The organism is Streptomyces olivaceus, assembly GCF_000721235.1.
GTDB lineage: Bacteria > Actinomycetota > Actinomycetes > Streptomycetales > Streptomycetaceae > Streptomyces > Streptomyces olivaceus.
Genome location: NZ_JOFH01000027.1, coordinates 81409 through 107377, shown reverse-complemented (window position 1 = coordinate 107377; position 25969 = coordinate 81409). Strand labels below are relative to the sequence as shown.

The window sequence follows — 25969 nt, the reverse complement described above, 5'->3', positions numbered from 1 at the left end:
GGGGAACATCGGAACGGAACCGGCACTCAGGAGTTCGGGGCGGATGCCTCGCTGCCGGAGCAGACGGCGGTACCTCCAGTGGTCGTGGCGCCCGGCCCTCGCGCGGAACGGTACGCGCCCCGCCGAGTCACCACAGGTGCTTGCCGACCAGGCGCTGGAAGGCGCGGGCCGCCGCGCTCGGAGTCCGGTCACTGCGCGTGGCCAGGGATATCGGCCAGTCGAGGTCCGCGCCGGTGACAGGCAGCGAGACCAGGTCGCTGCCGGGCTCCGCGCTGCCCCGGGGCAGCAGAGCCACACCCAAGCCGTGGCGGACGAAGTCGGCGCCGTCCCCGATGGCGGTGATCTCGACGACGACATGGCGTGAAAGCCCGGCCGCGGCGAACACTCGATCCGTCACAGCGCGGTTGCCGTAACCGACCGGGAAGTCGATGAACCCTTCACCTGCCAGCTCCCCGAGTGCCACCTGGCTCTGATCGGCAAGCCGGTGCCCCGGGGGAACGACGAGGTCCAACGGCGTCCTGGTGATGTCTTCCCAGCGCACGCCGACCGGTGGAGGACCGGGAATCGAGACGAACGCGAGGTCGAGCCTCCCCTCCGTGAGCGCTTCGACGAGCCCCGGTGAGCCGCCGCACGACGCCGCAGTGGCCAGGTGCACGGAGACAGCGGGGTGTTCGCGGTGGAAGCGGCCCAGCAGCGAGGGCAGGTCGATCTGCCCCAGTGAACTCATCGTTCCTATGCGCAGTGTTCCTCTGACGCCACCGTTGGCGTCGTCGACCGCGTCGCGCGCGTCACGCGCGGCGTCGAGGACCGCTCGGGCCTTCGGCAGCAGCACCCGCCCCGCGTCCGAGAGCTCGACCCGCCTGGAAGTGCGCTCCAGCAGTCTGGAGTTCAACTCCCGCTCCAGGGAGGCGATCGTCGCCGACACAGCCGACTGCACGACGTGCAACCGGGCCGCGGCGCGCGTGAAACTCGACTCCTCCGCCACCGCGACAAAGCACTCCAACTGACGCAGCTCCACCCCCCAAGCATCTCGCCAGGTGATGGCTGCGAGCAAAATTGTTCGTTGGACATGATCGACCGGGAAGCGGAGCGTGGAGGGCACACGAAGCGCACTCAGCCCGGAGGCGACCACCATGACCACTCCACCCTCCGACAGCCGCCGCACCCCCCGCGGCGACCACGGTCTGCGCACCCACCGCGAGGTCCGGTTGGCCGCCCGTCCCGCGCCGGGTGCACGGCTCACGGACGATCTCTTCGAGATCGCCGAGGTCCCGACGCCCTCCCCCGAGCCCGGCCGGCTCCTCGTCCGCACCAGAGTCATGAGCGTTGCCGCCGTGATGCGGACACTCATGGACGAGACGACCGACGTGCCGATGCGTCCCTTCGCGCTCGGTGAGCCGCTGTACGGCCCCGCGATCGGCGAGGTCGTGGCCGCTCCCGGCACCGGGTTCGTCCCCGGCGATCTTGTCCAGTACGACCTCGGCTGGCGCGAGTTCGCCCTGCTGGACCCCTCCGACGTCCAGGGCGTCGACCCCGGCCTGCTGCCCGACCCCGCGGCCTACCTGTCGCAGGGCCCCACGGCCTGGATGGCCGTCACCCGGGGAGCCGAGGTAGGGCCCGGGGACACGGTCTTCGTCACCGGTGCGGCAGGCGGTGTGGGCTCCCTCGCCGGGCAGGCGGCCCGACTGCGCGGGGCCCGGCGCGTCATCGGCAGCGTCGGCTCGCAGCACAAGGCGGCCATCCTGCGCGAGGAACTCGGCTACGACGCCGTCGTGCTCCGCGGCGCGGGACCGATCGAGGACCAGTTGCGCGCCGTGGCTCCGGAGGGCGTCGACGCGGTGATCGACAGCGTCGGCGGCGAACAGCTCCAGGCATCGATCGCCGTGGCCAACCGGGGTGCCCGTATCGGCCTCGTCGGCGCGCTGGACGCCCAGCTCACGGACTCCGGCACCCCGACGACGGCCATCGACACCTTCTCCCTGCTGACCCGGGGCATCACGCTGCGCGGCACCGTCCTCCACACGGACCACCTCGATCTGATCCCCGAGTGGCACAACCGGTTCGGCGCCGGGCTGCGCGACGGCACGCTGGCCTTCCCGCACGCCCGGCTGCACGGCCTCGACAACGCCCCCAGGGCCCTGCGTGAACTGGTTGAAGGCCGCCACGTGGGTGCGGTCCTGGTGGAGCTGTGAGAGCTTGCCCTCTTCCCGGGGCGCACATCAACGTCAGGACCGACATGAACCGTTGTGTGAAGGACGCGACCCACTATGGCGCGTCACGCGGTCGCCGGGTCCGGGCAGGGTCAGGGACGAGTGGGCCGGCCGGGGCTCCGGGACCGGCATCGCGCTGAGGCCGCGTAGGCGGGTGTTGCGCTGGGCCAGGGCCGACGCCGTGGTCGGGAAGAGGGTGGCGCCGCCCTTGCCGACGAGGGCCTGGTTCCGGGTGACGAAGTCGCGGGTGGCGTGCTCGTACGCGGCGAAGCCCCCGGCGTGGTCGCGGTCGGCCAGGGACGCCGCGAGCATGTAGGCGCCGACGAGGGCGAGGCTGGTGCCCTGGCCGGTGAGGAACGAGGGGGCGTACGCGGCGTCGCCGAGGAGCGCGACCCTGCCGCTGGTCCAGCGGGGCATGCGGATCTGGCCGACCGCGTCGAAGAACACGTCGTCGGCGTCGCGGAGGGCGGTCAGGATGGCCGGCACCTGCCAGCCGGCGTCGGCGAAGACCTTGGCGATCAGCTCTCGCTGGGTCTGCGGGTCGCCGAACGCAGCGCGGGGAGGCTCGGGTTGGGCGAAGTTCAGGAAGGCGTGGACCTCGTCGGTGTCGCCCGTGGCGTAGAGGGCCGCCGCCCTGCCCGGGGTGTTCCACATGACCGTCTCGTGGGAGAGGCCGAGGGTGTTGCGCATGGGGAAGACCGCGAAGCAGTAGCCGAGGTAGTGGTGGAACTGCTCCTCGGGACCGAAGAGCGCCTTGCGGGTGGCGGAGTGCATGCCGTCCGCGCCGAAGACCATGTCGAAGGTGCGGCTGCCGCCGCCGCGGAAGGTGACGTCGACCCCGTGGGCGGACTGGTCGAGGGTGGCGACGGAGTCGTTGAAGAGGAACTCCACGTCGTCGCGGACCGCCTCGTACAGGGCGTCCGTCAGGTCGCCGCGCCGGATCTCCAGGTCGCGTCCCTCGACGCCGCCGGTGACGGCGTGCGGGTGGAGGGACGTGACCTCGCTGCCGTCGCCGTTCAGGAAGGTGAGGCGGCGCAGGTCGATGTGCGCGTCGCGCAGTCGGGGGAGCAGCCCCATCCGGTCCACCACGTCCAGCGCGGTGCCGCGTACGTCGATGGGGTAGCCGCCGCTGCGGAGCGCGCCGGCCTTCTCGACGACCGTGACCTCGTGTCCGTGGCGGTTGAGCCAGTAGGCCAGGGCGGGGCCGGCGATGCTGGCTCCGGAGATCAGGACCTTGCGGCGGGGTGCGGTGCGGGTCATGACGAGACTCCCTTGCGCATGGTGCGGGTGACGAACAGGGCCAGCGACGTGACGACGCCGGCCAGGACGAAGCCGGTGACGTAGGCCGATTCGGCCGCCGTCTCCGAGCCGGAGGGGGTTGCGGCGGTAAGCAGGGCGCCGCCGAGCTGGCCGCCCACGGCGTAGCCGAGCACCCGGCTCGTCAGGATCAGGCTGGAGGCGATGCCGGTGTCGCTCTCGTCGACGGCCGTGGCGGTGCTGGTCATCATGGCCGTGACGCACAGGCCGTTGGCCAGCGCGATCAGCGCCTTGGCGACGGCGACGTGCCAGATCTCGGAGTGCACGGCCGCCAGGGCGAGCAGGGAGGCGGCCATCGTGACGACGCCGAAGTTGACCACGGCGCGCGAGCCGAACCGGCGGTCCCCGATGCCGCCGAGCGGTCCGGCGAGCGTCGCGGCGATGGCGCCGGGCAGCAGGATGAAGCCGATCTGGGTGGCGCTCGCCCCGAACCCGTACCCGTCGCCGCGCTCGTCGAGCAGCTGCGGGACGAGGAAGACCGCCGTCGACGTGCCGAGGCAGATCACGAACGTCAGCACGCACGCCTTCCAGATCGCGGGCCGCGCCAGCATGCGCAGGTCGATCATCGGGGCGGTCGCGCGTCGTTCGACGCGGATCCAGGCGGTGACGAGGGCGGCCAGGATCACGAGGAGAGCGCCGAGCGCGAGGGGCTGCGAGGCGGCCTCGGGCGCCAGCGCGAGGACGAGCATGAGGGTGACCAACGTTCCGCTCAGCAGGAGCAGGCCGGGCCAGTCGATACGGGTGCCGTGGGAGCGGCCCGGTGGGTCGGAGGGCATCAGGCGGTTCACCAGCAGGGTGGCTCCGGCGACCGCCAGCGTCGGCAGGGCGAACATCCAGTGCCGGGAGAGCGCGTCGGCGACCGGGCCGGCCGACAGCATGCCGACCATCCCGCCGCCGACGAAGAGTCCGCTGACCACGCCGATGGCCACCTTCGACTCGCCCGCGGGGAGGTGCTTGCGCACCACGATGAAGGAGAGGGGCAGCGCGCCCACCATCGCGCCCTGCAGCACCTGGCCGAGCAGCAGCACGGGCAGGTTGGGGGCGAGGGCGGACACCGTGCCACCGACCGTCACGACCGCCATCAGCCGGATCAGGACCTTCTTGCCGCCGTAGCGGTCGCCGAACTTGCCGGCCAGCGGGGTGATGAGCGCGCCGGTGATGAGGAGCACGATGCTGAGCAGCGCCGACTCGGACTGGCTCAGGTCCAGTTCGCGCTCCAGGAGCGGGATCGTCGGTGACACCACCGACTCCAGGGCGCCGGTGGACAGCGCGAGGAGGCCGAGCGCCCCGACTGCGGTCCTCCCCATGGTGGGTGGGGGCGAGGGGGGCAGGGTCGTCGTCATGAACGTCCATCCGTTCCGTGGGGTCCGGGAGTCCGGGAGTCCGGGGGGCGAGGATTCGGGAATCGATTCGGGATACGGGAATCTGGAATCCGGGCGGGCAGGAGGGAGCGTGCGGGGGCGGTCGCGTGCGTGGCGTCATACCGGGGAGCCAATGTGGGGGTGCTACCGCGGTAGGGGGTGCGGGGCGGGGCCTCGCCGGTCGGTCAATCCGGCCGGACGGCAGCCCAGTTGGGACGCTTCGCGTGGAGAATTAGTGAAGGGTTCGCGTGCGGTCGCCGGACTTCGTTCACTGCGGCGGAAAACTCGTAGTCCCCCACTCGGCGCCCCGAACCAGTCGGGCGCCGGCCCTGCGAAGGGAGACGACCCACCATGTCCACTCCGGTGCGGAAACGGAACAGAGTACGGACGGGCGCCCTGGCGCTCACGGCCGTCGCGGCCCTCGCCCTCGGCACGGCCGCCACGGCCGGTGCGAGCGGCGCCACCGACGCGGAGGCGGCCCCCGCACCCGCCGCCGCTGCCGCCAAGGACGGGCCGACCTCGGTCGCCTACGTCGAGGTGAACAACCACAGCATGCGCAACGTCGGCAAGTACACGCTCGCCGACGGTGACAACGTTTTCGACGTCGCCGTGATCTTCGCGGCGAACATCAACTACGACACGAACAGCAAGTCGGCGTACCTCCACTTCAACGAGAACGTGCAGCGCGTCCTCGACAACGCCGACACGGAGATCCGGCCGCTGCAGGAGCAGGGCATCAAGGTCGTGCTCTCGGTGCTCGGCAACCACGAGGGCGCCGGGTTCGCCAACTTCCCGTCCCAGGAGGCGGCTTCGGCGTTCGCCAAGGAGATGTCGGACACCGTGGCCGAGTACGGCCTCGACGGCATCGACTTCGACGACGAGTACGCCGACTACGGCAACAACGGCACCGGCCAGCCCAACGACAGCTCGTTCGTGCACCTGGTGACGGCGCTGCGGGCGAACCTGCCGGACAAGATCATCAGCCTCTACAACATCGGCCCGGCCGCGTCCCGCCTGTCCTACGGCGGCGTCGACGTCTCCGGCAAGTTCGACTACGCCTGGAACCCGTACTACGGCACCTGGCAGGTCCCCGGCATCGGACTGCCCAAGTCGCAGCTGTCGCCGGCGGCCGTGGAGATCGCGCACTCTCGCCGCACCGGGCGCCGACCACGTACAACCAGTACGCCGGTCGACGCCCGGCACGCCGAGAGCACGCACCTGACGCCGCCAGGCCCGCCCTCCGGGCGGACGACGGGAATTTGACGACAGACCCTAGCACCGGACGCGGCGCGGGCCGCCGGTCCCGGGAGGGAGGCCGGCGGCCGGGTCAGCCCCGGGCGGGGAGGGTGATGCCGTAGGCCCGCATCTTGCGGTAGATCGTCGTCCGGGAGATGCCGAGCCGCTGGGCCGCGAGCAGCTTGTTGCCGTCGGCCTCCAGGAGCGCCTGGACCAGGGTGTCGCGCTCGGACGCCTCCCACACGCTCAGGGACCGGCTGCCCGCGCTGTGCAGGGACGGCGGCAGGTCGCCGAGTTCGATCCGGTACGTGCGGCGGGCCGCGGCGGCCCGGCTCAGGACGAGGCTCAGTTCGCGGACGTTGCCGGGCCAGTCGTGCCGGCGCAGCGGCGCCACGGCCTCCGGGGCGCACTCCACGCCGGGGCCGATGCGCCGCAGCAGGCAGTCGACCAGGGCCGGGAGGTCCGCGAGCCGGTGCCGCAGGGCGGGTACCTCCGCCACTTCGAGGAAGCGGTTGCGCAGCGCCTCCGGCACGCCGAGTGCGCCCTGCAGTGTGCCGACGAGCCAGGTGCCCTGCGCCGTCGCGGCCTCCAGTGCCCCGGCGACGGCGGCCTCGTCCTCGGGCGGTACCGCGTCGACGTTGCGCAGGACCAGGACGCGGCCCGGTCCGGCGGGCGCCGCGCGCAGGGCGGCCGGCAGGTCGTGCCCGGCGTCCGCGGCCCCGGGGACGGCGGCGTCCACGACGACGGGGGCCGAGGCCGCACCGGTCAGCGCGTGCGCGGCGCGGACCAGGGTCGCCTTGCCGGTGCCGGGCTCGCCGTGGAGCAGCAGCGGGGTGCGGGCGCGGGCGCAGCGCGAGACGGTGCGGGAGACCGCGTTCCAGGCCGGGTCCGTGCCGACCAGGCCGGGCAGCGGCCAGGGGCCCACGGCCGCGCCCGCCTCCGTGCGGGTACCCGGCCTCGTACGGGGGTCGGGCCGGTCGGCCGGGTGGTCCGTGAAGGCCAGCTCCAGCAGGTATCCGGCCGCGCCCGCCGGGCTGTCGACCTGCCGGCAGCGCATCACGGCGTGCTGCCCGCCGGTCAGGCGTACCTCCCTGCGGGTGCGGGGCGCGTGCCCGAACTCGGCGGCGGCCTCGTGCAGCAGCCGGTGGTCGTCGCCGGTGAGCCGCGCCGAGGCGGCGGTGTTGGCGAGCACGAGATCCTGGCCGAGGCAGAGCACCGGCCGGTCGCCGTAGTGGGTGACCTGCTGGAACGCCTCCAGGAGAGCGCGCTGGTGGGCGCTGCTGAACTCGTACATCACGCGCTCGATGTCCTCGACGGCTTCCTGCACGAGGGCTGCCATGAGGGGGCGCGCCGGGCCGTTCCAGCAGGTCAGGTTCATGGCCCCCTCGACCCGTCCGGTGACCGAGTTGCGGATCGGGGCGGCGGCGCAGGAGACGCCCTGCAGGCGTTCGTTGAAGTGCTCGGTGCCCAGCACCACGTTGGGCCGGCGCTCCTCCAGCGCGACGCCGATGCCGTTCGTGCCGACGAACTGCTCGGCGTAGTTGAAGCCGGGCGCCAGGTGGACCCGGTCCAGGTGCGCCGAGAGCCGCTTCTCCCCGACGCGGCGGTCCCGCACCCAGCCGTTGCGGTCGGTCACGATCACGCTGGCGTCCGAACCCGTCAGCGCCTGTTCCAGCCGGTCCAGGACGGGCGTGGCGGCGCGCACCAGGCGGCTCTCCCGGTCGAAGTCCGGCTGGTAGGGGACGACCACCTCGTCCGTGCCGATCCCCAGGTACTTGGAACGCTGCCAGGAGTTGAGGATGCCCTCGGGCACAATCGCCGCAGGCAGTTCCGCGTTCTCCAGGAACTTCAGGCGTGCTCGCGCGATGTTTCGGTCGCGCGCTGTGCTGTCACTGAGCATGGCGCCTCCGATGAGCGTGTTTCCGCCATATTACGAACGCGTTTGCACCTGTCAACGGGTGGTTCGGTACGGCTTTCCCCGACGTTCCCCCTGCCCTGATCAGGGGCGGGCCCGGGTGTGTTCCACATTGAAAAAGTCGACGGCTCTCCCCGCCCGCACGCTGTTGGGCAGCACCGCACGAGAGTGCGGACGCTCACCGTCGAGCAGTCGAGCACTGGAGGACCCATGACTTCCGTCGACAACGCCACCCCCCGGATCGCCGTCGTCACCGGCGCGGCCCGCGGCATCGGCCGCGGCATCGCGGAGCGGCTGGCCGAGGACGGTCTCGACGTGGTCGTCGCCGACCTCCCCGGCATGGCCGAGGAGTTGAGCGCGGTGGCGGCCGGCATCGAGAAGACGGGCCGCCGGGCCCTCGCGGTGCACGCGGACGTGACCAGCAAGGAGCAGACCGACGCGCTCGTCGCGGCGGCGGCCGACCGCTTCGGCCGGGTCGACGTCTACGTGGCCAACGCCGGTATCGCCCGGGTGACCCCGCTGCTGGAGACCGAGCTCGCCGAGTTCGAGCAGGTCATGGCCGTGAACCTGCGCGGTGTCTTCCTCTCCTACCAGGCCGCCGCGCGGCAGATGATCGCCCAGGGCGGCGGCGGCAAGATCATCGGTGCCGCCTCGATCGTCGCGCACCGCCCCTTCGCGCTGCTGGGCACCTACTCGGCGTCCAAGTGGGGCGTACGCGGGCTGACGCAGGCCGCGGCGATGGAGTGGGCGCGGTACGGCATCACGGTCAACGCGTACTGCCCGGGCATCGTCGGCACCGACATGTGGGACCTGATCGACGAGCGGCTGGCCGAGGAGGCGGGCATCCAGAAGGGCCAGGCCATCAAGAAGCACGCGGAGGCGATCGCGCTCGGCCGGGTCGAGGAGCCCGCCGACGTCGCGTCCTTCGTCTCCTACCTGGCCTCGCGGGACTCGGACTACATGACCGGCCAGTCGGTGATGATCGACGGCGGCATCCAGTTCGCCTGACCCGCGCCGCCGGGCCTTCCCCTCCTGAGCGACACCGTCGCCTCTCCCATTTGTACCGTCGAGCGGCACCGAGGAGTAACCGATGTATTCCAAGGACGGCGAGAACTACTTCATCGTGGACGCGCACGTCGCCCTCTGGGACGCGCGCCCCGAGAACCAGCGCAACATCCACGGCAAGCAGTTCATCGACTGCTTCTACGACTACCACCGCAACCTGAGCCCGGCCTCCGAACTCTGGCCGTACGAGGACTTCCTGTACCAGGGCGGCGAGCGGCTGATGAAGGACCTGTTCACCGACGGGTACGTCGATCACGCGATCTTCCAGCCGGCCGCTCTCCCCGCGTTCTACAACAACTGGTTCGGGCAGACCGAGGAGGCCTTCGCCCTCACGCGGGAGCACCCCGGCAAACTCACCTACAACCACTGTTTCGACCCGCGCTTCGAGGAGGCGGGCCTCAGGCAGCTGCGCGAGGACGCGGCCCGCTTCGGCCTCAAGGGCGTCAAGCTCTACACCGCCGAGTGGAAGGGCGACTCCCGCGGCTACAAGCTCAGCGACAAGTGGACGTACCGCTACCTGGAGGCCTGCCAGGAGCTGGGCATCAAGAACATCCACGTCCACAAGGGCCCCACGATCCGGCCGCTGGACCGGGACGCCTTCGACGTGGCCGACGTCGACGCGGCGGCCACCGACTTCACCGACCTGAACTTCGTGGTCGAGCACTGCGGCCTGCCCCGCCTGGAGGACTTCTGCTGGATCGCCACCCAGGAGCCCAACGTGCACGCGGGCCTCGCCGTCGCGATCCCGTTCATGCACACCCGGCCCCGCTACTTCGCGCAGATCATCGGCGAGCTGCTGTACTGGCTGGACGAGGACCGCATCCAGTTCTCCAGCGACTACGCGCTGTGGACGCCGAAGTGGATCGTCGAGCAGTTCGTCGACTTCCGGATCCCCGAGGACATGACGGGCGAGTACCCGCAGCTCACCGTCGCCCAGAAGAAGAAGATCCTCGGCCTGAACGCGGCCGCGATGTACGACATCGAGGTTCCGGCCGGGCTGGGCCTCGCCGAACCGGCGGTGGTGTGACATGGGGGCCGCGCAACTGGAGGCGGCGGCGCGCGCCGCGCTCGGCACCGTGTACGACCCCGAGCTGGACGAGCCCATCACCGACCTCGGCTTCGTGCGCTCGCTGACCGCCGAGGACGGCCGTGTCACCGTGCACCTGCGGCTGCCGACCTCGTTCTGCTCGCCGAACTTCGCCTACCTCATGGCCTCCGACTCCAAGGACGCGCTAGGCGCCCTGCCCGGTGCCCGCGAGGTCACGGTCCTGCTCGACGACCACCACGACTCCGACCTGATCAACCGGGGTCTGGCCGCCGACGCCGGGTACCGCGGCACGTTCGGCCACGAGGCGGAGCAGGACCTGGAGGAGCTGCGGGGCATCTTCCGGCGCAAGGCGCACACCGCCGCGATGGAACGGGCGCTCACCGCGCTGCTGCGCGCCCGGCCCGAACTGGCCGAGGAACAGCTCGGCGACGTCGTCCTCGGCGACCTGCCGGACACCGACGCCACCCGGGCCCTGCTGCGCCGCCGCGCCGCCCTCGGGCTCGGCACCGACCCTGCCGACCCGGCCCTCGTGGACGACGACGGCCGGCCCTACCCGCCCGGGGAGATCCCGCTGCGGCTGCGGTTCGCACGCTCCGTGCGCATCTCCATCGACGGCAACGCCCACTTCTGCCGGGGCCTGCTGCGCACCCGGTACCCGCGGTCCGCGGCCGACCAGTCCGCGCGCCCGGAGGAATTCCCCGAGGGCGGGGAATCCGTGCAGGCGGGCGACCTCTTCCAGCTCACCGCTCCACCGAAGGAGAACGTCTCGTGAAAGCAGTCCAGGTGGTGGGCTACGGCAAGCACCTCGAAATGGCCGAGGTCCCGGTCCCCGTGGTCACCGGCCCGTACGACGTGATCGTCAGGATCGGCGGAGCCGGGGTGTGCCGTACCGACATCCACATCCTGGAGGGGCAGTGGGCCGGGAAGTCGGGGGTGGAACTGCCCTACACTATCGGTCACGAGAACGCCGGGTGGGTCCACGCGGTCGGCAGCGCCGTCACCAACGTGTCCGAGGGCGACAAGGTCATCGTGCATCCGCTGGTCACCTGCGGGCTGTGCCGGGCGTGCCGGGCCGGTGACGACGTGCACTGCGAGAACAACCTCTTCCCGGGCATCGACACGGCTGGCGGCTACGCCGAGTACCTGAAGACCTCCGCGCGCAGTGTCGTGCGGCTCGACGACTCCCTCGAACCGGCGGACGTCGCCGCTCTCGCCGACGCGGGCCTGACGGCGTACCACGCGGCGGCCAAGGCGGCCCGGCGGCTCCGGCCCGGCGACCGCTGCGTCGTGATCGGTGCGGGGGGTCTCGGGCACATCGGCATCCAGGTCCTCGGGGCCCTCACCGCCGCCGAGATCGTCGTCGTCGACCGCAACCCCGACGCGGTCGACCTGGCCGTCTCGGTCGGGGCCGACCACGGTGTCCTCGCCGACGGCGGCCAGGTGGAGCGGGTGCGCGAGCTGACCGGCGGGCACGGCGCGGAGGCGGTGATCGACTTCGTCGGCGAGGGCGGCTCCACCAAGGACGGTGTCGGCATGCTGCGCCAGGCCGGTGACTACCACGTGGTCGGCTACGGCGAGAACATCGACGTCCCGACCATCGACATCATCTCCGCCGAGATCAACTTCATCGGCAACCTCGTCGGCTCCTACAACGACCTGTGCGAGCTGATGGTCCTCGCGGCGCGGGGCCGCGTGCGCCTGCACACCGCCAAGTACCCTCTCGACCGTTTCCAGGACGCCCTGGACGACCTGGACGGCGGCCGCATCCGGGGCCGCGCGATCCTTGTCCCGTGACCCGGCACCGGGTGACGGACCCCGAAGCACGTACAGCGAAGGAAGCAAGGCCTTGATCTTCATCACCGCGAAGTTCCGTGTCCTCCCCGAGCATGCCGACCAATGGCCGCAGGTGGTGGAGGAGTTCACCCGCGCGACGCGGGCCGAACCGGGGTGCCTGTGGTTCGACTGGTCCCGCAGCCTCGACGACCCGACCGAGTACGTCCTGGTGGAAGCCTTCCGGGACGACGAGGCCGGCGCGGCCCACGTGGGCTCGGCCCACTTCCAGGCGGCCCGGCGGACGCTGCCGCCCCACCTCGCGGCGACCCCCAGGATCGTCAACGCCAACGTGCCGCAGGACGACTGGTCGCTGCTCGGCGAGATGGAGGTCGACGCGGGCTGACGCGGGCGAGGGCGACAGTCGCGAGAGTCGCGAGAGAGGGGGCGGCAGCCGGTCGTACGGCTGCCGCCCCACTCGCCTGCGCGTCAGGGCCTACGCGTCAGGGTCTCCCCGTCAGGGCCGGACCTCGCAGGACGAGAGCAGGCAGAGGTTGCCGCCCTGCACCAGCCCGATCCCGCCGCCGCTCGTGTCGCCGGAGCCGATGGAACAGCGGGAGAGCAGGCACAGGTTGAAGCCCTGGGTCCCGCGGTAGCCGCCCGCGCCGGAGGCGGACCGCTCGACGGGGACCACCTGCCGGGCCCAGGTGCTGTCCGACTTCCCCGCCGCCGGCGCCGCCGGCCCGCCGAAGGCCGACGCGGCCGTGGCGCCGGTGAGGGTCAGAACCATCGCGCCGCCTGCCACGGCTATGCCGCCGAGCGACTTGGCCAATCCTGCACGCTGCATCCGAAGACGCTCCTCTGCAACTCGGTTCGGCGGCGGGCGAACCGCTCACCATGCCTGCCTTACCAGGGTGATCCGTAGCCCTCCCCCGCTCCGGATGGGTGTGCGACTCCCGCTCACACCGTGCCGACCCGCGACCATCGCTGACATGCGCACGAAAAGGACGTGCTACGCACTAGTAACAAAGCGTGTCTTGCATCACACACCAATCCACAGGCCCCATGCGTAGCGGATCACCCATGAGAGACGGTGCGGCGAGATATTCGCGGCCGCACCGGTCGAGGTGAGATCGGGAGGGGTGGTCGACGGTGTCGGCACGCATCGGTTCGGCACGGGGGCGGACACATGACTGAGCGGAGCGCCGTCGGACTGCCGCTGACCCCGGCGCAGGAGTCCTTGTGGTTCGCGCACCAGTCGCGCCCGCTGGACGCCGGGTTCCTGATCGCCGAATACGTCGACATCGAGGGGGAGTTGGACCTCACCACGCTGCGCCGGGCAGTCGCCTCCGTGGCGCGGGAGACCGAGGCGCTCCGTACGACGATCACCGACGCTCCGGACGGCGGAACGGCCGGTCAGCGTGTCCACGACGGCATGGCCCTCGACGTGCCTCTCGTCGATCTGTCCGCGAGTGCGAACGGCGAAGCGGACGCCCACCGGGCGATGCTCCAGGACCTCGCCACGCCCGTCGACGTCACGCGGGGCCCGGTGACGGCCCTCGTGCTGTACCGGCTCTCGACGTCGCGTCACCTGCTGTACCTGCGCACCCATCACCTGGTGCTGGACGGCTACGGCGCCGCTGCGGCGCTCGGCCGGATCGCCACGACGTACGGTCTCCTCGCCACCGGTGAGGAGGTCACCGCCGAGCCGCTGCCGCTCGAACCGCTGGTGGCGGACGCCCGGCAGTACGCGCGGTCGGCCGAGTACGCCGAGGACGGGGCCTACTGGCGCGAGTCGCTGGCCGGCGCACCCCACGCCGAGCGGCTCACGGACCGCACGGGGCCGCCCGGCACGGAGGTGCTGCGGCGTTCGGTCGCGCTGGACCCGGCACGGTGGCGGCGGCTGCGGGAGGGCGCCCGGCAGGGCCGGGTGGCGTGGCCCGCGCTGTTCGTCGCCGGTACGGCCGCCTACACCCACCGGATGCGCGGCGCCCACGACCTGCTGCTCGGCATGCCGGTGACCGGTCGGCGGAGCCGGATCGCACGGCGGACGCCGGGGATGACGTCCCAGATCGTGCCGCTGAGACTGCGCCTGGACCCGGCGGTCCCCGTACGGGACCTGCTGCGACAGGTCACGACGGCGATGCGCGGTGCCCTGCGGCACCAGCGGTTCCCCGTCGAGGAACTGCGCCGGGAGCTGGGCCTGGGTCGGGGCGACTCCCTCGTGGGCCCGGCGGTGAACATGCTGGCCTTCGACGAGAACCTGCGGTTCGGACCGGCGACCGGCACCCTGCACAACCTCTCGCTCGGCCCGGTGGAGGACCTCACACTGGCCGTGCACCCGGCCCCGGGCGGTGCCGGTGCCCGCGTCGACGTTCTGGCCAACGCGGCGCTGTACGACGGGACTTCGGCCGCCGGACACCTGGAGCGGATCCTGCGGCTGACGGAGGAGTTCGCCGCGGACCCGGACCGGCCGCTCAGCGCCCTGGAGCTGACCGGGCCGGAGGAGCGGGACCGGGTACTGGCCCTGGGAACCGGGCCGCGCGAGCGGTCCCGAATACCGGCACCGAGAACCGACGCCCCCGTGGACGGCGGAGTGGACGGACGCCCGGGCCCCGCCACCGCGCCCACCGAGCACGCCGGGTCCACCGAGCACGCCGACGTGCCCGAGCCGACCCTGCCCGAGGTGCTGGCCCGGCTGGCGCGGGAGACGCCCGACGCGCGTGCCGTCGACGACGGCACGCGCGGCCTCACCTTCGCCGAGCTGGACCGGGCGGTCGACGCCGCCGCCTCGGCGCTGCGGGCCGACGGCGCGGGGCCCGGCACGACGGTGGCCGTCGCGCTGCCCCGCTCGGTCGACACCGTGGTCGCCCCGCTCGCGGTGCTGCGCAGCGGCGCGGTCTACCTGCCGGTGGACGTCACGTACCCGGCCGAGCGCATCGCCCATCTGCTGGCCGACGCGGCCCCGGTGGTCCTGCTCTGCGCGCCCGGCGGCCCGGTCGCCGGCATGGCTCCCGCCGGCACCGCCGTACGGAGCCTGTCGCGGTCCGGCACCACCGCGCCGGGCGCGCCGTTCGACGTGCCGCGTGCCGAGGACGCCGCGTATCTCTTCTACACGTCCGGTTCGACGGGCCGCCCCAAGGGTGTGCTGGTCGAGCACCGGTCGATCAGCAATCTGCTGGCCCACCACCGCCGGGAGTCGCACGCGAGCGCGGAGTCGGCCGGGGGACGGCGGCTGCGGGTCGCGCTCACCGCGTCCACCTCCTTCGACGCCTCCTGGGACCCGCTGCTGTGGATGCTGGGCGGCCACCACCTGCACATCGCGGACGACACCACGCGCCGTGACCCGGAGGCGCTGGTCGCCTTCCTGCGCGCCGAGCGCATCGACGTCATCGAGACCACCCCGAGCTTCCTCGGGCAGTTGCTGGCCGCCGGCCTCACCGCCGAGACGCCCACGGCAGACGGCGCGGACGGCGCGCCGGTCCACCGTCCCACGGTGATCGCGCTGGGCGGCGAGCCGGTCGGTGACGAGCTGTGGCAGCGGCTCTCCTCGCAACCGGGCCTGCTCGCCTACAACTTCTACGGCCCGACCGAGACGACGGTCGACGCGGTCACCGCCCGCGTCCGCGGCACGGACCCGGTCATCGGACGCCCGGTCCGCGGCGCCCGCGCCTACCTGCTGGACACCGCCCTGAGGTTGCTGCCGTACGGGGCGACCGGTGAGCTGTACCTCGCGGGCGAAGGAGTGGCCCGCGGCTACACCGGACGGCCGGGGCCGACCGCCGACCGCTTCCTCGCGGACCCCTTCGGGGAGCCCGGGTCGCGCATGTACCGCACCGGGGACCTGGCACGGTGGCACGAGAACGGCTCGCTGGAGTTCGCGGGCCGCAGCGACACCCAGATCAAGATCCGCGGCCAGCGGGTCGAGACCGGCGAGATCGAGGCCGCGCTCGCCGCCCTGCCCGGCATCGCGCAGGCGGCGGTCGCGCTGCACGCCGACGGTCCGGCCGACGAGACCCTGGCCGCCTACCTGGTGCCGACCCCGGACGAGGCGGGCGACGGAGTCCGCCGCGACCGGCGCCGGGTCCGCGACGCCCTCGCGGCCTCGCTCCCGGCGTACATGGTGCCCGCGGCGTACGCGGCCACCGACCGGCTCCCGCTCACCCCGAACGGGAAGCTGGACACCGCGGCCCTCCCCCGGGCCACCGCCGTCTCCACGGGTCCCAAGAGCCCGCCGCGCACGGCCACCGAGCGGGCGGTGTGCGCGGCGGTGGCGGACCTCCTCGGTCTGGCCGACGTCGGCCGGGACGACGACTTCTTCTCCCTGGGCGGCCACTCGCTGCTGGCCACCGGCCTGCTGGCCGACCTCGCCGGGCGGACCGGCGTCCGGCTGCCGGTGCGCGCGCTCTTCGAGGCGCCGACCGTCGCCGGTCTCGCCGCGCGCGTCGACGCCGGCCGCCGCTCGGCGGGCCCCGAGGACCCCCCGGGCGGCCGGGCCGTCGCTGAGCGGCCCGCACGGCTGCCGCTGTCGGCGGCCCAGCACCGGCTGTGGCTCCTGGAGCACATGGGCGAGGGCGGCGACCGCTACCACATACCCGTCGCCGTCCGGCTCGACGGGGACCTGGACGTACCCGCCCTGCGGGCGGCCTTCTCCGACCTGCTGGCACGGCACGAGAGCCTGCGGACCGTCTATCCGCAGGACGCCGAGGGGCCGCACCAGGTCGTGCTGCCGGCCGGCGACTGCGGCGTCGAGCTGCGCACCGCACCCGTACTGCCGGACGGCCGCCCGGAGGACGTCCCGGCCCCCCGCTTCGAACTCGCCGAGCGGCCCCCCGTACACGCCGTGCTGGTCCCGACCGCGGAGCCCGCGGGCGACGGCCCCGGCTCGTACCTGCTTCTGCTGACGCTGCATCACATCGTCACCGACGGCTGGTCGATGGGCCCGCTGGTGCACGACCTGTGCGCGGCCTACCGGGCCCGCACCGGCGGGCACGCGCCCCGGTGGCAGCCGCTGCCCGCGCAGTACGCGGACTACGCCCTGCGGCAGCGCGCCCGCCTCGGCGACCGGGAGGACCCCGGCTCGCTCGCGGCACGGCAGCTGGCGGCCTCCCGGGCGGCGCTGGAGGGCCTGCCGCCCGAGCTGCCGCTCCCCCACGACCGGCCGCGCCCGGAGCGCGCCACGGCCCGCGGCGGGCGGGTGCCGGTGCGGCTGGACGCGGCCGACCACCGGGCGCTCGGCGCGCTCGCGCGGGAGGCGGGCGTCAGCCCGTTCATGGTCCTGCACGGCGTGCTCGCCACCCTGCTGCACCGCCTCGGCGGCGGGGACGACATCGTCGTCGGCACGCCGGTGGCCGGGCGCGACGAGGAGGAGTTCCACGACGTCGTCGGGTTCTTCGTCAACACCCTCGTGCTGCGGGTCGGCGTCGGCGGCGACCCCGCCTTCCGGGAGCTGCTGGACCGGGTCCGCGAGACCGACCTGAGCGCCTACGGCCGGCAGGACCTGCCGTTCGAGCAGCTGGTGGAGGCGCTGGCACCGCCGCGGTCGCTCTCGCGGCACCCGCTCTTCCAGGTGATGCTCGCCCTGAACAACACCCCCGCCCCCCGGCTCGACCTGCCCGGTGTGCACGCGGAGCCGCTGCGGTCCGGGCGGACGACGGCGAAGTTCGACCTGACGTGGGACTTCACGGAGACCCACGACGCCCACGGGCGGCCCGACGGGCTGACGGGCGAGGTGGAGTACAGCGCCGAGCTGTTCGACGAGAGCACCGTACGCCGCTTCGCCGGCCACTTCGTCCGGCTGCTGCGCTCGGTCCTGCGCTCCCCCGACGCCCGGCTGGGCGCCCTCGGCATGCTCACGGAGGACCAGCGCCTCGCGGCCCTCGACACGGGCGCGCGGGACGACTCCGCGGAGCGCGGGGACGAGCTGGTCCACAGCGTGTGCGACGTGCTGGAGACGCAGGCGGCGGTCACCCCGGACCGCACCGCGGTGGCCGAGGGACGGCGCACGGTGTCGTTCGGCGAGCTGGCGACCGGGCTGCGGGACACCGCCCGGCTCCTGGCGGCGGCCGGGGTCCGACCCGGTGACCGCGTCGCCGTGGCGCTGCCGCGGTCCGCACGGCAGATCGCCGCCGTCTTCGGGGTGCTGCGGGCCGGGGCGGTGTACGTGCCGCTCGACCCGGCGCACCCGGCCGCGCGCAACGCGCGGATCCTGGAGTCCGCGCGCCCCGCGCTGCTGCTGACCGAGCGGGAGCGCGCCGCGGCCCTGCCCGCCTCCCGCACCCCCACCCTGTACCTGGACGAGGCGCCCGACGCGGCCCCCGCGGCCGAGGCGCTGCCGGCAGACGGGCCGCGGGGCGCCGACCCCGCCTACGTCCTGTACACCTCCGGCTCCACCGGCCGGCCCAAGGGCGTCGTCGTCGAGCACCGCGCGCTCGCGAACCTGCTGCGCCACCACGGACGCCACCTGATCGAACCCGCCGAACGCGCCAACAACGGCCGGCCCCTGCGGGTGGCCCTGACGGCGGCGGCGACCTTCGACGCCTCCTGGGACCCGCTGCTGTGGATGGTCGCCGGGCACGAGCTGCACCTGGTGGACGACGCGAGCCGCCACGATCCCGAGGCGCTGGTGCGGATACTGCACGAGCGGCGGATCGACGTGCTGGAGACGACCCCGTCCTTCCTCGAACAGCTGCGCGTGTGCGGCCTGTTCGCCCCCGGCAGGCCGTGGCCGCGCGTCGTCGCCCTGGGCGGTGAGCCGGTGCACGAGAAGCTGTGGCGGGAGCTGGCGGAGCTGTCCGGCGTGAGCGTGTGGAACCTGTACGGACCGACCGAGACGACCGTGGACAGCGTGATCGCGCCGGTCACGGCCGGTACCGGGCCCGCCATCGGACACGCGGTCACCGGCATGCGGGCCCGGGTCCTCGACTCCCGGCTGGGTCCGACGCCGCCGGGTGTCACGGGTGAGCTGTACCTGGCCGGGGCCGGCGTGGCCCGCGGCTACGACGGGGCGACGGGACTGACCGCCGACCGGTTCCTCGCGGACCCGTACGGTCCCGCGGGCAGCCGGATGTACCGCACCGGCGACCTGGTCCGGCGCCGCCCGGACCACTCGCTGGTCTTCGTCGGCCGCACGGACTCGCAGGTCAAGGTCCGCGGTTTCCGGGTGGAGACCGGCGAGGTGGAGGCCGCGCTCACCGCGCACCCGGCCGTGCGCCGGGCGGTGGTGACCGTCCGGCAGGCCGAGGGCGGCGGCAGGCTGGTGGCCTGGGCCGTTCCGGAGACCTGCGCGCGTCCGACGCCCGCGGGGCTGCGCGCGTTCCTCGGCGACCGGCTCCCGGCGTACATGACGCCCTCGCACCTGGCGCTGGTGCCGGAGATCCCGCTGACCGCGCACGGCAAGACGGACTTCGGGCGACTCCCGGACCCGGCGCCGGCCCTGGCGGAGCAGGGCGAGCGGCCGCGCACCCCGCAGGAGGAGATCCTGTGCGCGCTGTTCGCCGAGTGCCTGGGCACGGACTCCGTCGGCCGGGACGCGGACTTCTTCGCCCTGGGCGGCCACTCGCTGCTGGCCACCCGCGTCGTCAACCGCGTGCGCAGCGCGTTCGGCGCCGAGATACCGGTGCGCGCGCTCTTCGAGGACCCGACCCCGGCCGGTCTCGCCCGGCACCTCGACGGCGCCGCGCACGGCCGTCCGTCGCTGCACGCCCGCGCCGACCGGCCGGCGGAGCTGCCGCTGTCCTTCGCCCAGCGCCGGCTGTGGTTCCTCAACCGGATGCGCCCCGACGACGCCTCCTACAACCTCCCCATGGCGGTGAGCCTGTGCGGGCGCCTCGACGTCGCGGCGCTGCACGGCGCGCTCGGCGACGTGGAGGCCCGGCACGAGAGCCTGCGGACGGTCTTCCGGGAGGCGGCGGACCGGTCCGGGACGCCGGTCCAGCGGGTCCTGTCGCCCGGTGCGGCGCGCCCGGCGCTCACCGTGACGCCCAGCACCCCGGACCAGGTGGCGGGGTTGCTGCGCGAGGCGGCCCGGGCGGGCTTCGACCTCGGCGGCGACCTGCCGTTGCGCGCCGAGCTGCTGCGCACCGGGGCCGACGAGCACGTGCTGCTGCTGACGGTGCATCACATCGCGGCCGACGGCTGGTCGATGGGGCCGCTGGCGCAGGACCTCGCCGCCGCGTACGCCGCCCGGGTCGCGGGCCGCGCCCCCGACTGGACGCCACTGCCGGTGCAGTACGCCGACTACGCCCTCTGGCAGCGCGACCTGCTCGGCGGCCACGACGATCCCGACAGCGTGTACGCACGGCAACTCGCCTACTGGCGAGGCGCGTTGGCGGACGCTCCGACCGAGACCGCGCTGCCCGCCGACCGGCTCCGCCCGGACGCCGGCTCCGGCCTCGGCGGCAGCGTCCCGCTCCCGCTGTCCGGCAGCGACGGACGCAGGCTCGCGGAACTGGCCCGGCGCGAGGGCGCCAGCACCTTCATGGCGCTGCACGCCGTGCTCGCCGCGCTCCTGGACCGGTACGGCGCCGGGGACGACGTCGTCGTCGGCAGTCCGGTCGCCGGGCGCACCGACGAGGCGCTCGCGGGACTGGTGGGCTTCTTCGTCAACACCCTGGCCCTGCGGGTGCGCACCGACGGCGACCCGGACTTCCGCGCGCTGCTGGAGCGGGCCCGGGAGACGGACCTGGCCGCGTACGCGCACCAGGACCTGCCGTTCGAGTCGCTCGTGGAGCACCTGGCGCCGCCGCGCTCGCCGGCCCGGCACCCGCTGTTCCAGGTCATGCTCTCCCTCAACAACGCCGGCCGCCCCGCGCTCGACCTGCCCGGACTCCACGCCGAGGTACGGGGCGTGGACACGGACGCGGCCAAGTTCGACCTGTCGTTCAGCTTCTCCGAGCAGTCCGGCGACGGGGAGCTGACCGGGCAACTGGAGTTCGCCCGCGACCTGTTCGACACGGCGACGGCCCAGGGCCTGGCCGACTCCTTCGTCAGGCTGCTCCGGCTCGTGGTGGCGGACCCGGACAGCCCGCTGTCCCGGCACGACCCGCTCGACGCGTCCCGGCTCGCCGGGCCCCTCGGCCACGGGAACGGCCCGCAGGCCGCCCCGCGGCACCCGACGGTGGTCGCGGGCTTCGCGGCCACCGCCGCGGCGGCGCGCAGCAGCGACATCGCGGTGCGCTGCGGGGCCCAGGCGCTGTCCTTCGCCGAACTCGCCCGGGACGGCGCCCGCCTGGCCCACCTGCTGCGCGGCCGCGGGGTGGCCGCGGACCGGACGGTGGCCGTGCTGCTGCCGCGCTCCACCGGCTCCCTGACCGCGCTGCTCGGGGTGCTCGCCGCGGGCGGTGCGTACGCCCCGCTGGACGACGCCCTGCCCCCGGCGCGGGTGGCCGCCGTACTGTCGGACGCGCGCCCCGCCGTGGTGCTGGCGACCGCGGCGACCGCCGACCGGATCCCCGACGGGCCCTGGCAGACCGTGCTCCTCGACTCCCCCGGCACCTGGGCCGAACTGGCCGCCCTGCCCGCCGAGTTCCCGGACGGCGCCGCCCCCGGTCCCCGCGACGCGGCCTACGTCGTGCACACCTCCGGCTCCACCGGGCGCCCCAAGGGCGTCGTCGTCGAGCACCGGTCGCTGGCGCAGCTGGCGGAGCACCACCGGCGCACGCTGTTCGACCCCGCCCGGGCGGCGACCGGCCGGCACCGGCTGCGGGTGGCGCTGACCGCGTCGCTGTCCTTCGACGCCGCCTGGGACCCGGTGCTGTGGATGCTCGACGGGCACGAACTGCTCGTCGTCGACAACGACACCCGCCGCGACCCGGCGGCCCTCGTCCGGGCGGTGCGCGAGGAGCGCGTCGACGTGCTGGAGACCACGCCGAGCCACGCGGCGGCCCTGCTGGACGCGGGGCTGTGCGCGGAGGGTTCGCCGGGGCACCGGCCGGCCGTCCTCGCCCTGGGCGGCGAGGACGTGCCGCCCGGCCTGTGGCGGCGGCTGCGCGAGGTGCCCGGCCTCACCGTGTGGAACCTGTACGGGCCCACGGAGGCCACCGTCGACACCCTGTACGCGCGGCTGGACCGCGGTGACCGGCCCGAGCTGGGCGAGCCCGTCGCCGGGACGAGCTGCTACGTCCTGGACCGCCTGCTGCGCCCGGCCGCGCCGAACACCACCGGCGAGCTGTACCTGGCGGGCGCGAGCCTGGCCCGCGGCTACCTGGGGCGGCCCGCGGAGACCGCCGCGCGCTTCGTGCCGGACCCGTTCGGGCCGCCGGGCGGGCGGATGTACCGCACCGGGGACCTCGTCCGCCGTACCGCGGACGGCCGGCTGGAGTTCCGCGGCCGGGCCGACGGCCAGGTGAAGGTGCGCGGCTTCCGGGTGGAGCCCGGGGAGATCGTCACCGCGCTGGAGGCGCAGCCCGGCGTCCGGCGCGCGGCCGTGGCCCTGCGCCCGGTCGGCTCCGGGGCCGCCCACGGCACGGAGCAGCTGGTGGCCTACGTGGTGCCCGGCGACGGCCCGGGGGCGTCCGGCGGGCCCGCCGCCCCGGACCGTGACGCGCTGCGCGCGGCTCTCGCGGCGGAGCTGCCGGGGTACATGGTCCCCGCCGCCTTCGTCGTCCTCGACGCGCTGCCGCTCACCGCGAGCGGCAAGCTCGACGCGGGCGCCCTCCCGGCGCCGCGCGGGGAGCACCTCGCCCACGCGGCGGGGCGGGCCCCGTCCGGGCCGCGCGAGGACCTGCTGTGCGCCCTGTTCGCGGAGACGCTGGACGTCGAACGGTGCTGGTCCGACGACGACTTCTTCACTCTCGGCGGCCACTCCCTGCTGGCCGCGCGCCTGCTGGCCCGGGTCCGGGAGGCCACCGGGGTCGAGCTGGGCATCAGGGAGCTGTTCGAGGCGCCGACCCCGGCCGGCCTCGCGGCCGCGCTCACGGCGCGCGAGGCGGAGGCGGGCACCGGGGCGGGGCCCGGCGCGGACCTGGCCTGCCTGCTGCCGCTGCGTTCGGGCGGCAGCCTCCCGCCGCTGTTCTGCGTCCACCCCGCCGGCGGCCTGGCCTGGCCCTACGCGGGCCTGCTCCAGCACGTCGCCGACCGGCCGGTGTACGGGCTCCAGACGCCCAACCTGGACGGCACGGAGCACTTCCCCGACAGCATCGAGGCGATGGCCGCGTACTACGTCGACCAGCTGCGCACGGTGCAGCCGCACGGGCCCTACCGGCTGCTCGGCTGGTCCTTCGGCGGCAACGTCGTCCAGGAGATCGCCGTGCGGCTCCAGGAGGCGGGCGAGGAGGTCGCGCTGCTGAGCATCATGGACGCCTTCCCCGTACCGCCCGCCGACGGTCTGGAGGACGCCGGACACGACGTCGTCTTCCGCGCCCTGCTGACCGCCCTCGGCGTCGACCTGTCCGCGTGGGACGCCGACGCGCCCCTGGACGCGGCGGTCGTGCGGGACGCGCTGCGCGAGAGCGGCAGCCCGCTGGGCGCGCTGGAGCCGGCCGCCATCGAGACCATGGTCGGCAACTTCGCCGACCAGGCCCGGCTCATGCGCCGGCACGTCCCGAGGACGTTCCGCGGTGACGTGCTCTTCTTCCGCGCCACCGAGGAGGACCCGGCGAGCGGCCTCGTCCCCCCGCTGTGGGACCCGTACGTCGACGGCGCCCTCGTGGTGCACGACGTGCCGTGCGGACACGCCCAGATGCTCCGCCCCGACGCCCGCGCCGTGGTCGGGCCCGTCCTGGACGCGGCGCTGCGCGCCACGTGACCCGGCCGCCCCGGGACCGCCGGCACGAGACCACCTGCCCGATACCGCTACGAGAACGCCCACCGAATCAGGAGAGCGACCCCACCATGACCACCTCCGCCACCACCAACCTCACCACGACCAACCCGTTCGACAACCCGGCCGTCCAGCACCGCGTCCTGGTCAACGACGAGGGGCAGCACTCCCTGTGGCCGGAGTTCGCCGACGTCCCCGCGGGCTGGCAGGCGGTCCACGGCCCCGTTTCGCGCGAGGCGTGCATCGCCTACGTCGACGCCCACTGGACGGACCTCACCCCGCGCAGCGCGCTGGCCGCCCGATGAGCGCACCCGGCACCGACGTCCTCCCGCCGCTCCGGCAGCCCCTGCCCCCGCTGGGGGACGCGGGCCCGGTGCCCGCCGGGCGGCAGGACGCGATCGTGGCCGAGGGCCTCACCCGGAGCTTCGGCGACCGCCGGGCGCTCGCGGGCGTCGACCTGCGGGCCCCGGCGGGCAGCGTCCTCGGCCTGCTCGGCCCCAACGGCGCGGGCAAGACCACCACGGTGCGCGTCCTGACCACGCTGCTGCGCCCGGACGGCGGCCGGGCCACGGTCGCCGGGCACGACGTCCGCGACGCGCCGGAGGCCGTACGGGCCCGCATCGGCCTGTCCGGCCAGTACGCCGCCGTCGACGAGCGGCTGACCGCGCGGGAGAACCTCCAGCTCGTCGCCCGGCTGTACGGCATGAGCCGCGGGGCGGCCCGGCGCCGCACCGGCGAGCTGCTCGACCGGTTCGCGCTCACCGACGCGGCCGACCGGCCCAGCGGGGGTTTCTCCGGCGGTATGCGCCGCCGCCTGGACCTGGCGGGCGCCCTGACCGTGCGGCCCGCCGTGGTCTTCCTGGACGAGCCCACCACCGGTCTCGACCCGAGGGGCCGGGCCGACACCTGGCAGGCCGTGCAGGACCTGGTGGCGGACGGCACCACCGTCCTGCTCACCACCCAGTACCTGGAGGAGGCCGACCAGCTCGCGGACTCCATCGCGGTCATCGACCACGGCCGCGTCATCGCGAACGGCACCGCGAGCGAGCTGAAGGCGACCGTCGGCGGAGAACGCGTCACGGTCCACGCGGCCGTGCCTGGGACCACCGGGGCGGTCGCCGGAGTCCTGGCGTCGCTGGGCCCGTACCGGCCGGAGGTGGACCCGCGTACCGGCCGGGTCTCGGTGGCCACCGACCACGGCGCGTCGGCACTGCGGTACGCCCTCGCCGAGCTGGCGGCGGCCGGGCTCGCCGTACGGGACGTGTCGCTGGCACCGCCCACCCTCGACGACGTGTTCCTCGCCCTGACCGGCAAGCCCCGTCCGCACGGCGCGGAGGCGGGCGCCGAGGCGTCCGGACCGCCCCCGGCGCGGGGCGGGGAGCCCGGCGGGGACGGCCCCGCCGGAGGCGCCCGGCGCCGTTCCCGGGGCGGGAAGGGGGCCCACGCATGGCGACCGTGAACCTGACCCCGCTCAGGCGGGGCGGACCGTTCGGCACCCTGCGCGACGGGCTGCTGATCGCCGGGCGCAACCTCCTCAACCTGCGCCGCACGCCGGGAGCCGTCGTCGCCGCGCTCGTCCAGCCGCTGATGTTCGTCCTGCTGCTCGCCTACGTCTTCGGCGGCAGCCTCGGCGGCGCGGAGTACCGCTCGTTCCTGATGGGCGGGATCTTCGCGCAGGCGGTCACCTTCAACGCCTCGTTCACCGCGATCGGGCTCGCCGCGGACATGGACAAGGGCATGGTCGACCGCTTCCGGGCGCTGCCGATGCCGCGCGGTTCGGTGATCCTCGGCCGCACCCTGTCCGACCTCACCATGAGCGCGGTCACGCTGGTCGTCACCTCGCTGTGCGGGCTCCTGGTCGGCTGGCGCGTGCAGGGTCCGGTGCTGGACGCCGTGGCCGCCTACGGCCTGGTCCTGCTCTTCGCCTTCGCCATGTCGTGGGTCGGGGCGACGATCGGCCTGGTGGCCCGCAGCGTCGAGGTCGCCCAGAGCGCCGGGCTCATCTGGCTCTTCCCGGTCACCTTCGTCTCGGGCGCCTTCGTCTCCGTGGCGACGATGCCCGGTCCGCTGCGCGTGGTCGCCGAGTGGAACCCGGTCTCGGCGACCGCCACGGCGGCCCGCTCGCTCTTCGGCAACGAGGCACCGCCGGCCGTCGTCCCGCCCGACTCCTGGCCGGTCCAGCACGCGACGGTGTACGCGCTGCTGTGCGCGTTCGCCATCATCGCCGTCTTCATGCCCCTGGCCGTCAGCCGCTACCGCCGCATCGCCCGGGGCTGAGGACGCGGC

16 protein-coding genes are annotated in these 25969 nt (G+C 74.1%); 11 read left to right on the top strand and 5 right to left on the bottom strand.

Annotated elements, in window-relative coordinates; all coding sequences use genetic code 11:
- Nucleotides 1–127: 127 nt before the first annotated feature.
- The gene (locus tag IG94_RS0127025; protein ID WP_031042555.1) at nucleotides 128–1018 is read right to left on the bottom strand and encodes a LysR family transcriptional regulator; all 891 of its coding nucleotides are present in this window, start codon (nucleotides 1016–1018) and stop codon (nucleotides 128–130) included.
- A gap of 115 nt (nucleotides 1019–1133) precedes the next feature.
- On the opposite strand from IG94_RS0127025, the gene IG94_RS0127020 reads away from it, so the two are divergent.
- Nucleotides 1134–2192, top strand: coding sequence for an MDR family NADP-dependent oxidoreductase (locus IG94_RS0127020; RefSeq protein WP_052410874.1), 1059 nt, complete (start codon nucleotides 1134–1136; stop codon nucleotides 2190–2192).
- Between the two features lie 33 nt (nucleotides 2193–2225).
- Here the strand turns inward: IG94_RS0127020 and IG94_RS0127015 are convergent, their stop codons facing one another.
- Nucleotides 2226–3470, bottom strand: a complete 1245-nt coding sequence (locus IG94_RS0127015) for an FAD-dependent monooxygenase (RefSeq protein WP_052410873.1) — start codon at nucleotides 3468–3470, stop codon at nucleotides 2226–2228.
- Nucleotides 3467–4870, bottom strand: a complete 1404-nt coding sequence (locus tag IG94_RS0127010) for an MFS transporter (protein WP_031042547.1) — start codon at nucleotides 4868–4870, stop codon at nucleotides 3467–3469. Before IG94_RS0127010 ends, IG94_RS0127015 begins: the two co-directional genes overlap by 4 nt.
- A gap of 369 nt (nucleotides 4871–5239) precedes the next feature.
- Here IG94_RS0127010 and IG94_RS0127005 point away from each other — a divergent pair, with 369 nt between their 5' ends.
- Nucleotides 5240–6151 (top strand): endo-beta-N-acetylglucosaminidase H, encoded by a 912-nt coding sequence (locus IG94_RS0127005; protein WP_078892436.1) that lies wholly within the window; start codon nucleotides 5240–5242, stop codon nucleotides 6149–6151.
- A 64-nt stretch (nucleotides 6152–6215) separates the two neighbouring features.
- Here IG94_RS0127005 and IG94_RS0127000 read toward each other — a convergent pair whose 3' ends face one another.
- Nucleotides 6216–8024, bottom strand: coding sequence for a sigma-54-dependent Fis family transcriptional regulator (locus IG94_RS0127000; RefSeq protein ID WP_031042542.1), 1809 nt, complete (start codon nucleotides 8022–8024; stop codon nucleotides 6216–6218).
- Between the two features lie 225 nt (nucleotides 8025–8249).
- Here IG94_RS0127000 and IG94_RS0126995 point away from each other — a divergent pair, with 225 nt between their 5' ends.
- From IG94_RS0126995 to IG94_RS0126975, 5 genes are all read left to right on the top strand, one after another.
- Nucleotides 8250–9047 (top strand): acetoin reductase, encoded by a 798-nt coding sequence (locus IG94_RS0126995; RefSeq protein WP_031042539.1) that lies wholly within the window; start codon nucleotides 8250–8252, stop codon nucleotides 9045–9047.
- 82 nt (nucleotides 9048–9129) lie between these two features.
- A complete protein-coding gene (locus IG94_RS0126990; RefSeq protein WP_031042525.1) occupies nucleotides 9130–10131 on the top strand; it encodes an amidohydrolase family protein in 1002 nt (333 codons plus the stop codon).
- A 1-nt stretch (nucleotide 10132) separates the two neighbouring features.
- On the top strand, nucleotides 10133–10924 hold the full coding sequence (locus IG94_RS0126985) for an iron-sulfur cluster assembly protein (RefSeq protein WP_031042522.1): 792 nt from the start codon (nucleotides 10133–10135) through the stop codon (nucleotides 10922–10924).
- The gene (locus IG94_RS0126980; RefSeq protein ID WP_031042519.1) at nucleotides 10921–11946 is read left to right on the top strand and encodes an NAD(P)-dependent alcohol dehydrogenase; all 1026 of its coding nucleotides are present in this window, start codon (nucleotides 10921–10923) and stop codon (nucleotides 11944–11946) included. The genes IG94_RS0126985 and IG94_RS0126980 overlap by 4 nt, the downstream gene beginning before the upstream one ends.
- A gap of 52 nt (nucleotides 11947–11998) precedes the next feature.
- A complete protein-coding gene (locus IG94_RS0126975) occupies nucleotides 11999–12328 on the top strand; it encodes a putative quinol monooxygenase (RefSeq protein ID WP_031042516.1) in 330 nt (109 codons plus the stop codon).
- Nucleotides 12329–12439: 111 nt separating this feature from the next.
- Here IG94_RS0126975 and IG94_RS0126970 read toward each other — a convergent pair whose 3' ends face one another.
- On the bottom strand, nucleotides 12440–12769 hold the full coding sequence (locus tag IG94_RS0126970) for a hypothetical protein (protein WP_224219737.1): 330 nt from the start codon (nucleotides 12767–12769) through the stop codon (nucleotides 12440–12442).
- A gap of 342 nt (nucleotides 12770–13111) precedes the next feature.
- Here IG94_RS0126970 and IG94_RS0126965 point away from each other — a divergent pair, with 342 nt between their 5' ends.
- The 4 genes from IG94_RS0126965 (at nucleotide 13112) to IG94_RS0126950 (ending at nucleotide 25960) form a co-directional block, all read left to right on the top strand.
- Nucleotides 13112–23668, top strand: a complete 10557-nt coding sequence (locus IG94_RS0126965; protein WP_031042510.1) for a non-ribosomal peptide synthetase — start codon at nucleotides 13112–13114, stop codon at nucleotides 23666–23668.
- 86 nt (nucleotides 23669–23754) lie between these two features.
- On the top strand, nucleotides 23755–23988 hold the full coding sequence (locus IG94_RS0126960; RefSeq protein WP_031042506.1) for an MbtH family protein: 234 nt from the start codon (nucleotides 23755–23757) through the stop codon (nucleotides 23986–23988).
- 50 nt (nucleotides 23989–24038) lie between these two features.
- On the top strand, nucleotides 24039–25142 hold the full coding sequence (locus IG94_RS0126955; protein ID WP_052410894.1) for an ATP-binding cassette domain-containing protein: 1104 nt from the start codon (nucleotides 24039–24041) through the stop codon (nucleotides 25140–25142).
- Nucleotides 25130–25960, top strand: a complete 831-nt coding sequence (locus IG94_RS0126950; RefSeq protein ID WP_037763082.1) for an ABC transporter permease — start codon at nucleotides 25130–25132, stop codon at nucleotides 25958–25960. The genes IG94_RS0126955 and IG94_RS0126950 overlap by 13 nt, the downstream gene beginning before the upstream one ends.
- The last annotated feature ends 9 nt before the right edge of the window (nucleotides 25961–25969 follow it).

Bases quoted from the DNA above. Each gene is read 5' to 3' on its own strand.
- IG94_RS0126970 (WP_224219737.1), bottom strand. From the start codon at position 12,769: ATGCAGCGTGCAGGATTGGCCAAGTCGCTCGGCGGCATAGCCGTGGCA.
- IG94_RS0127010 (WP_031042547.1), bottom strand. From the start codon at position 4,870: ATGACGACGACCCTGCCCCCCTCGCCCCCACCCACCATGGGGAGGACC.
- IG94_RS0127005 (WP_078892436.1), top strand. From the start codon at position 5,240: ATGTCCACTCCGGTGCGGAAACGGAACAGAGTACGGACGGGCGCCCTG.
- IG94_RS0126960 (WP_031042506.1), top strand. From the start codon at position 23,755: ATGACCACCTCCGCCACCACCAACCTCACCACGACCAACCCGTTCGAC.
- IG94_RS0127000 (WP_031042542.1), bottom strand. From the start codon at position 8,024: ATGCTCAGTGACAGCACAGCGCGCGACCGAAACATCGCGCGAGCACGC.
- IG94_RS0126950 (WP_037763082.1), top strand. From the start codon at position 25,130: ATGGCGACCGTGAACCTGACCCCGCTCAGGCGGGGCGGACCGTTCGGC.
- IG94_RS0126965 (WP_031042510.1), top strand. From the start codon at position 13,112: ATGACTGAGCGGAGCGCCGTCGGACTGCCGCTGACCCCGGCGCAGGAG.
- IG94_RS0127015 (WP_052410873.1), bottom strand. From the start codon at position 3,470: ATGACCCGCACCGCACCCCGCCGCAAGGTCCTGATCTCCGGAGCCAGC.
- IG94_RS0127020 (WP_052410874.1), top strand. From the start codon at position 1,134: ATGACCACTCCACCCTCCGACAGCCGCCGCACCCCCCGCGGCGACCAC.
- IG94_RS0126985 (WP_031042522.1), top strand. From the start codon at position 10,133: ATGGGGGCCGCGCAACTGGAGGCGGCGGCGCGCGCCGCGCTCGGCACC.
- IG94_RS0126995 (WP_031042539.1), top strand. From the start codon at position 8,250: ATGACTTCCGTCGACAACGCCACCCCCCGGATCGCCGTCGTCACCGGC.
- IG94_RS0126990 (WP_031042525.1), top strand. From the start codon at position 9,130: ATGTATTCCAAGGACGGCGAGAACTACTTCATCGTGGACGCGCACGTC.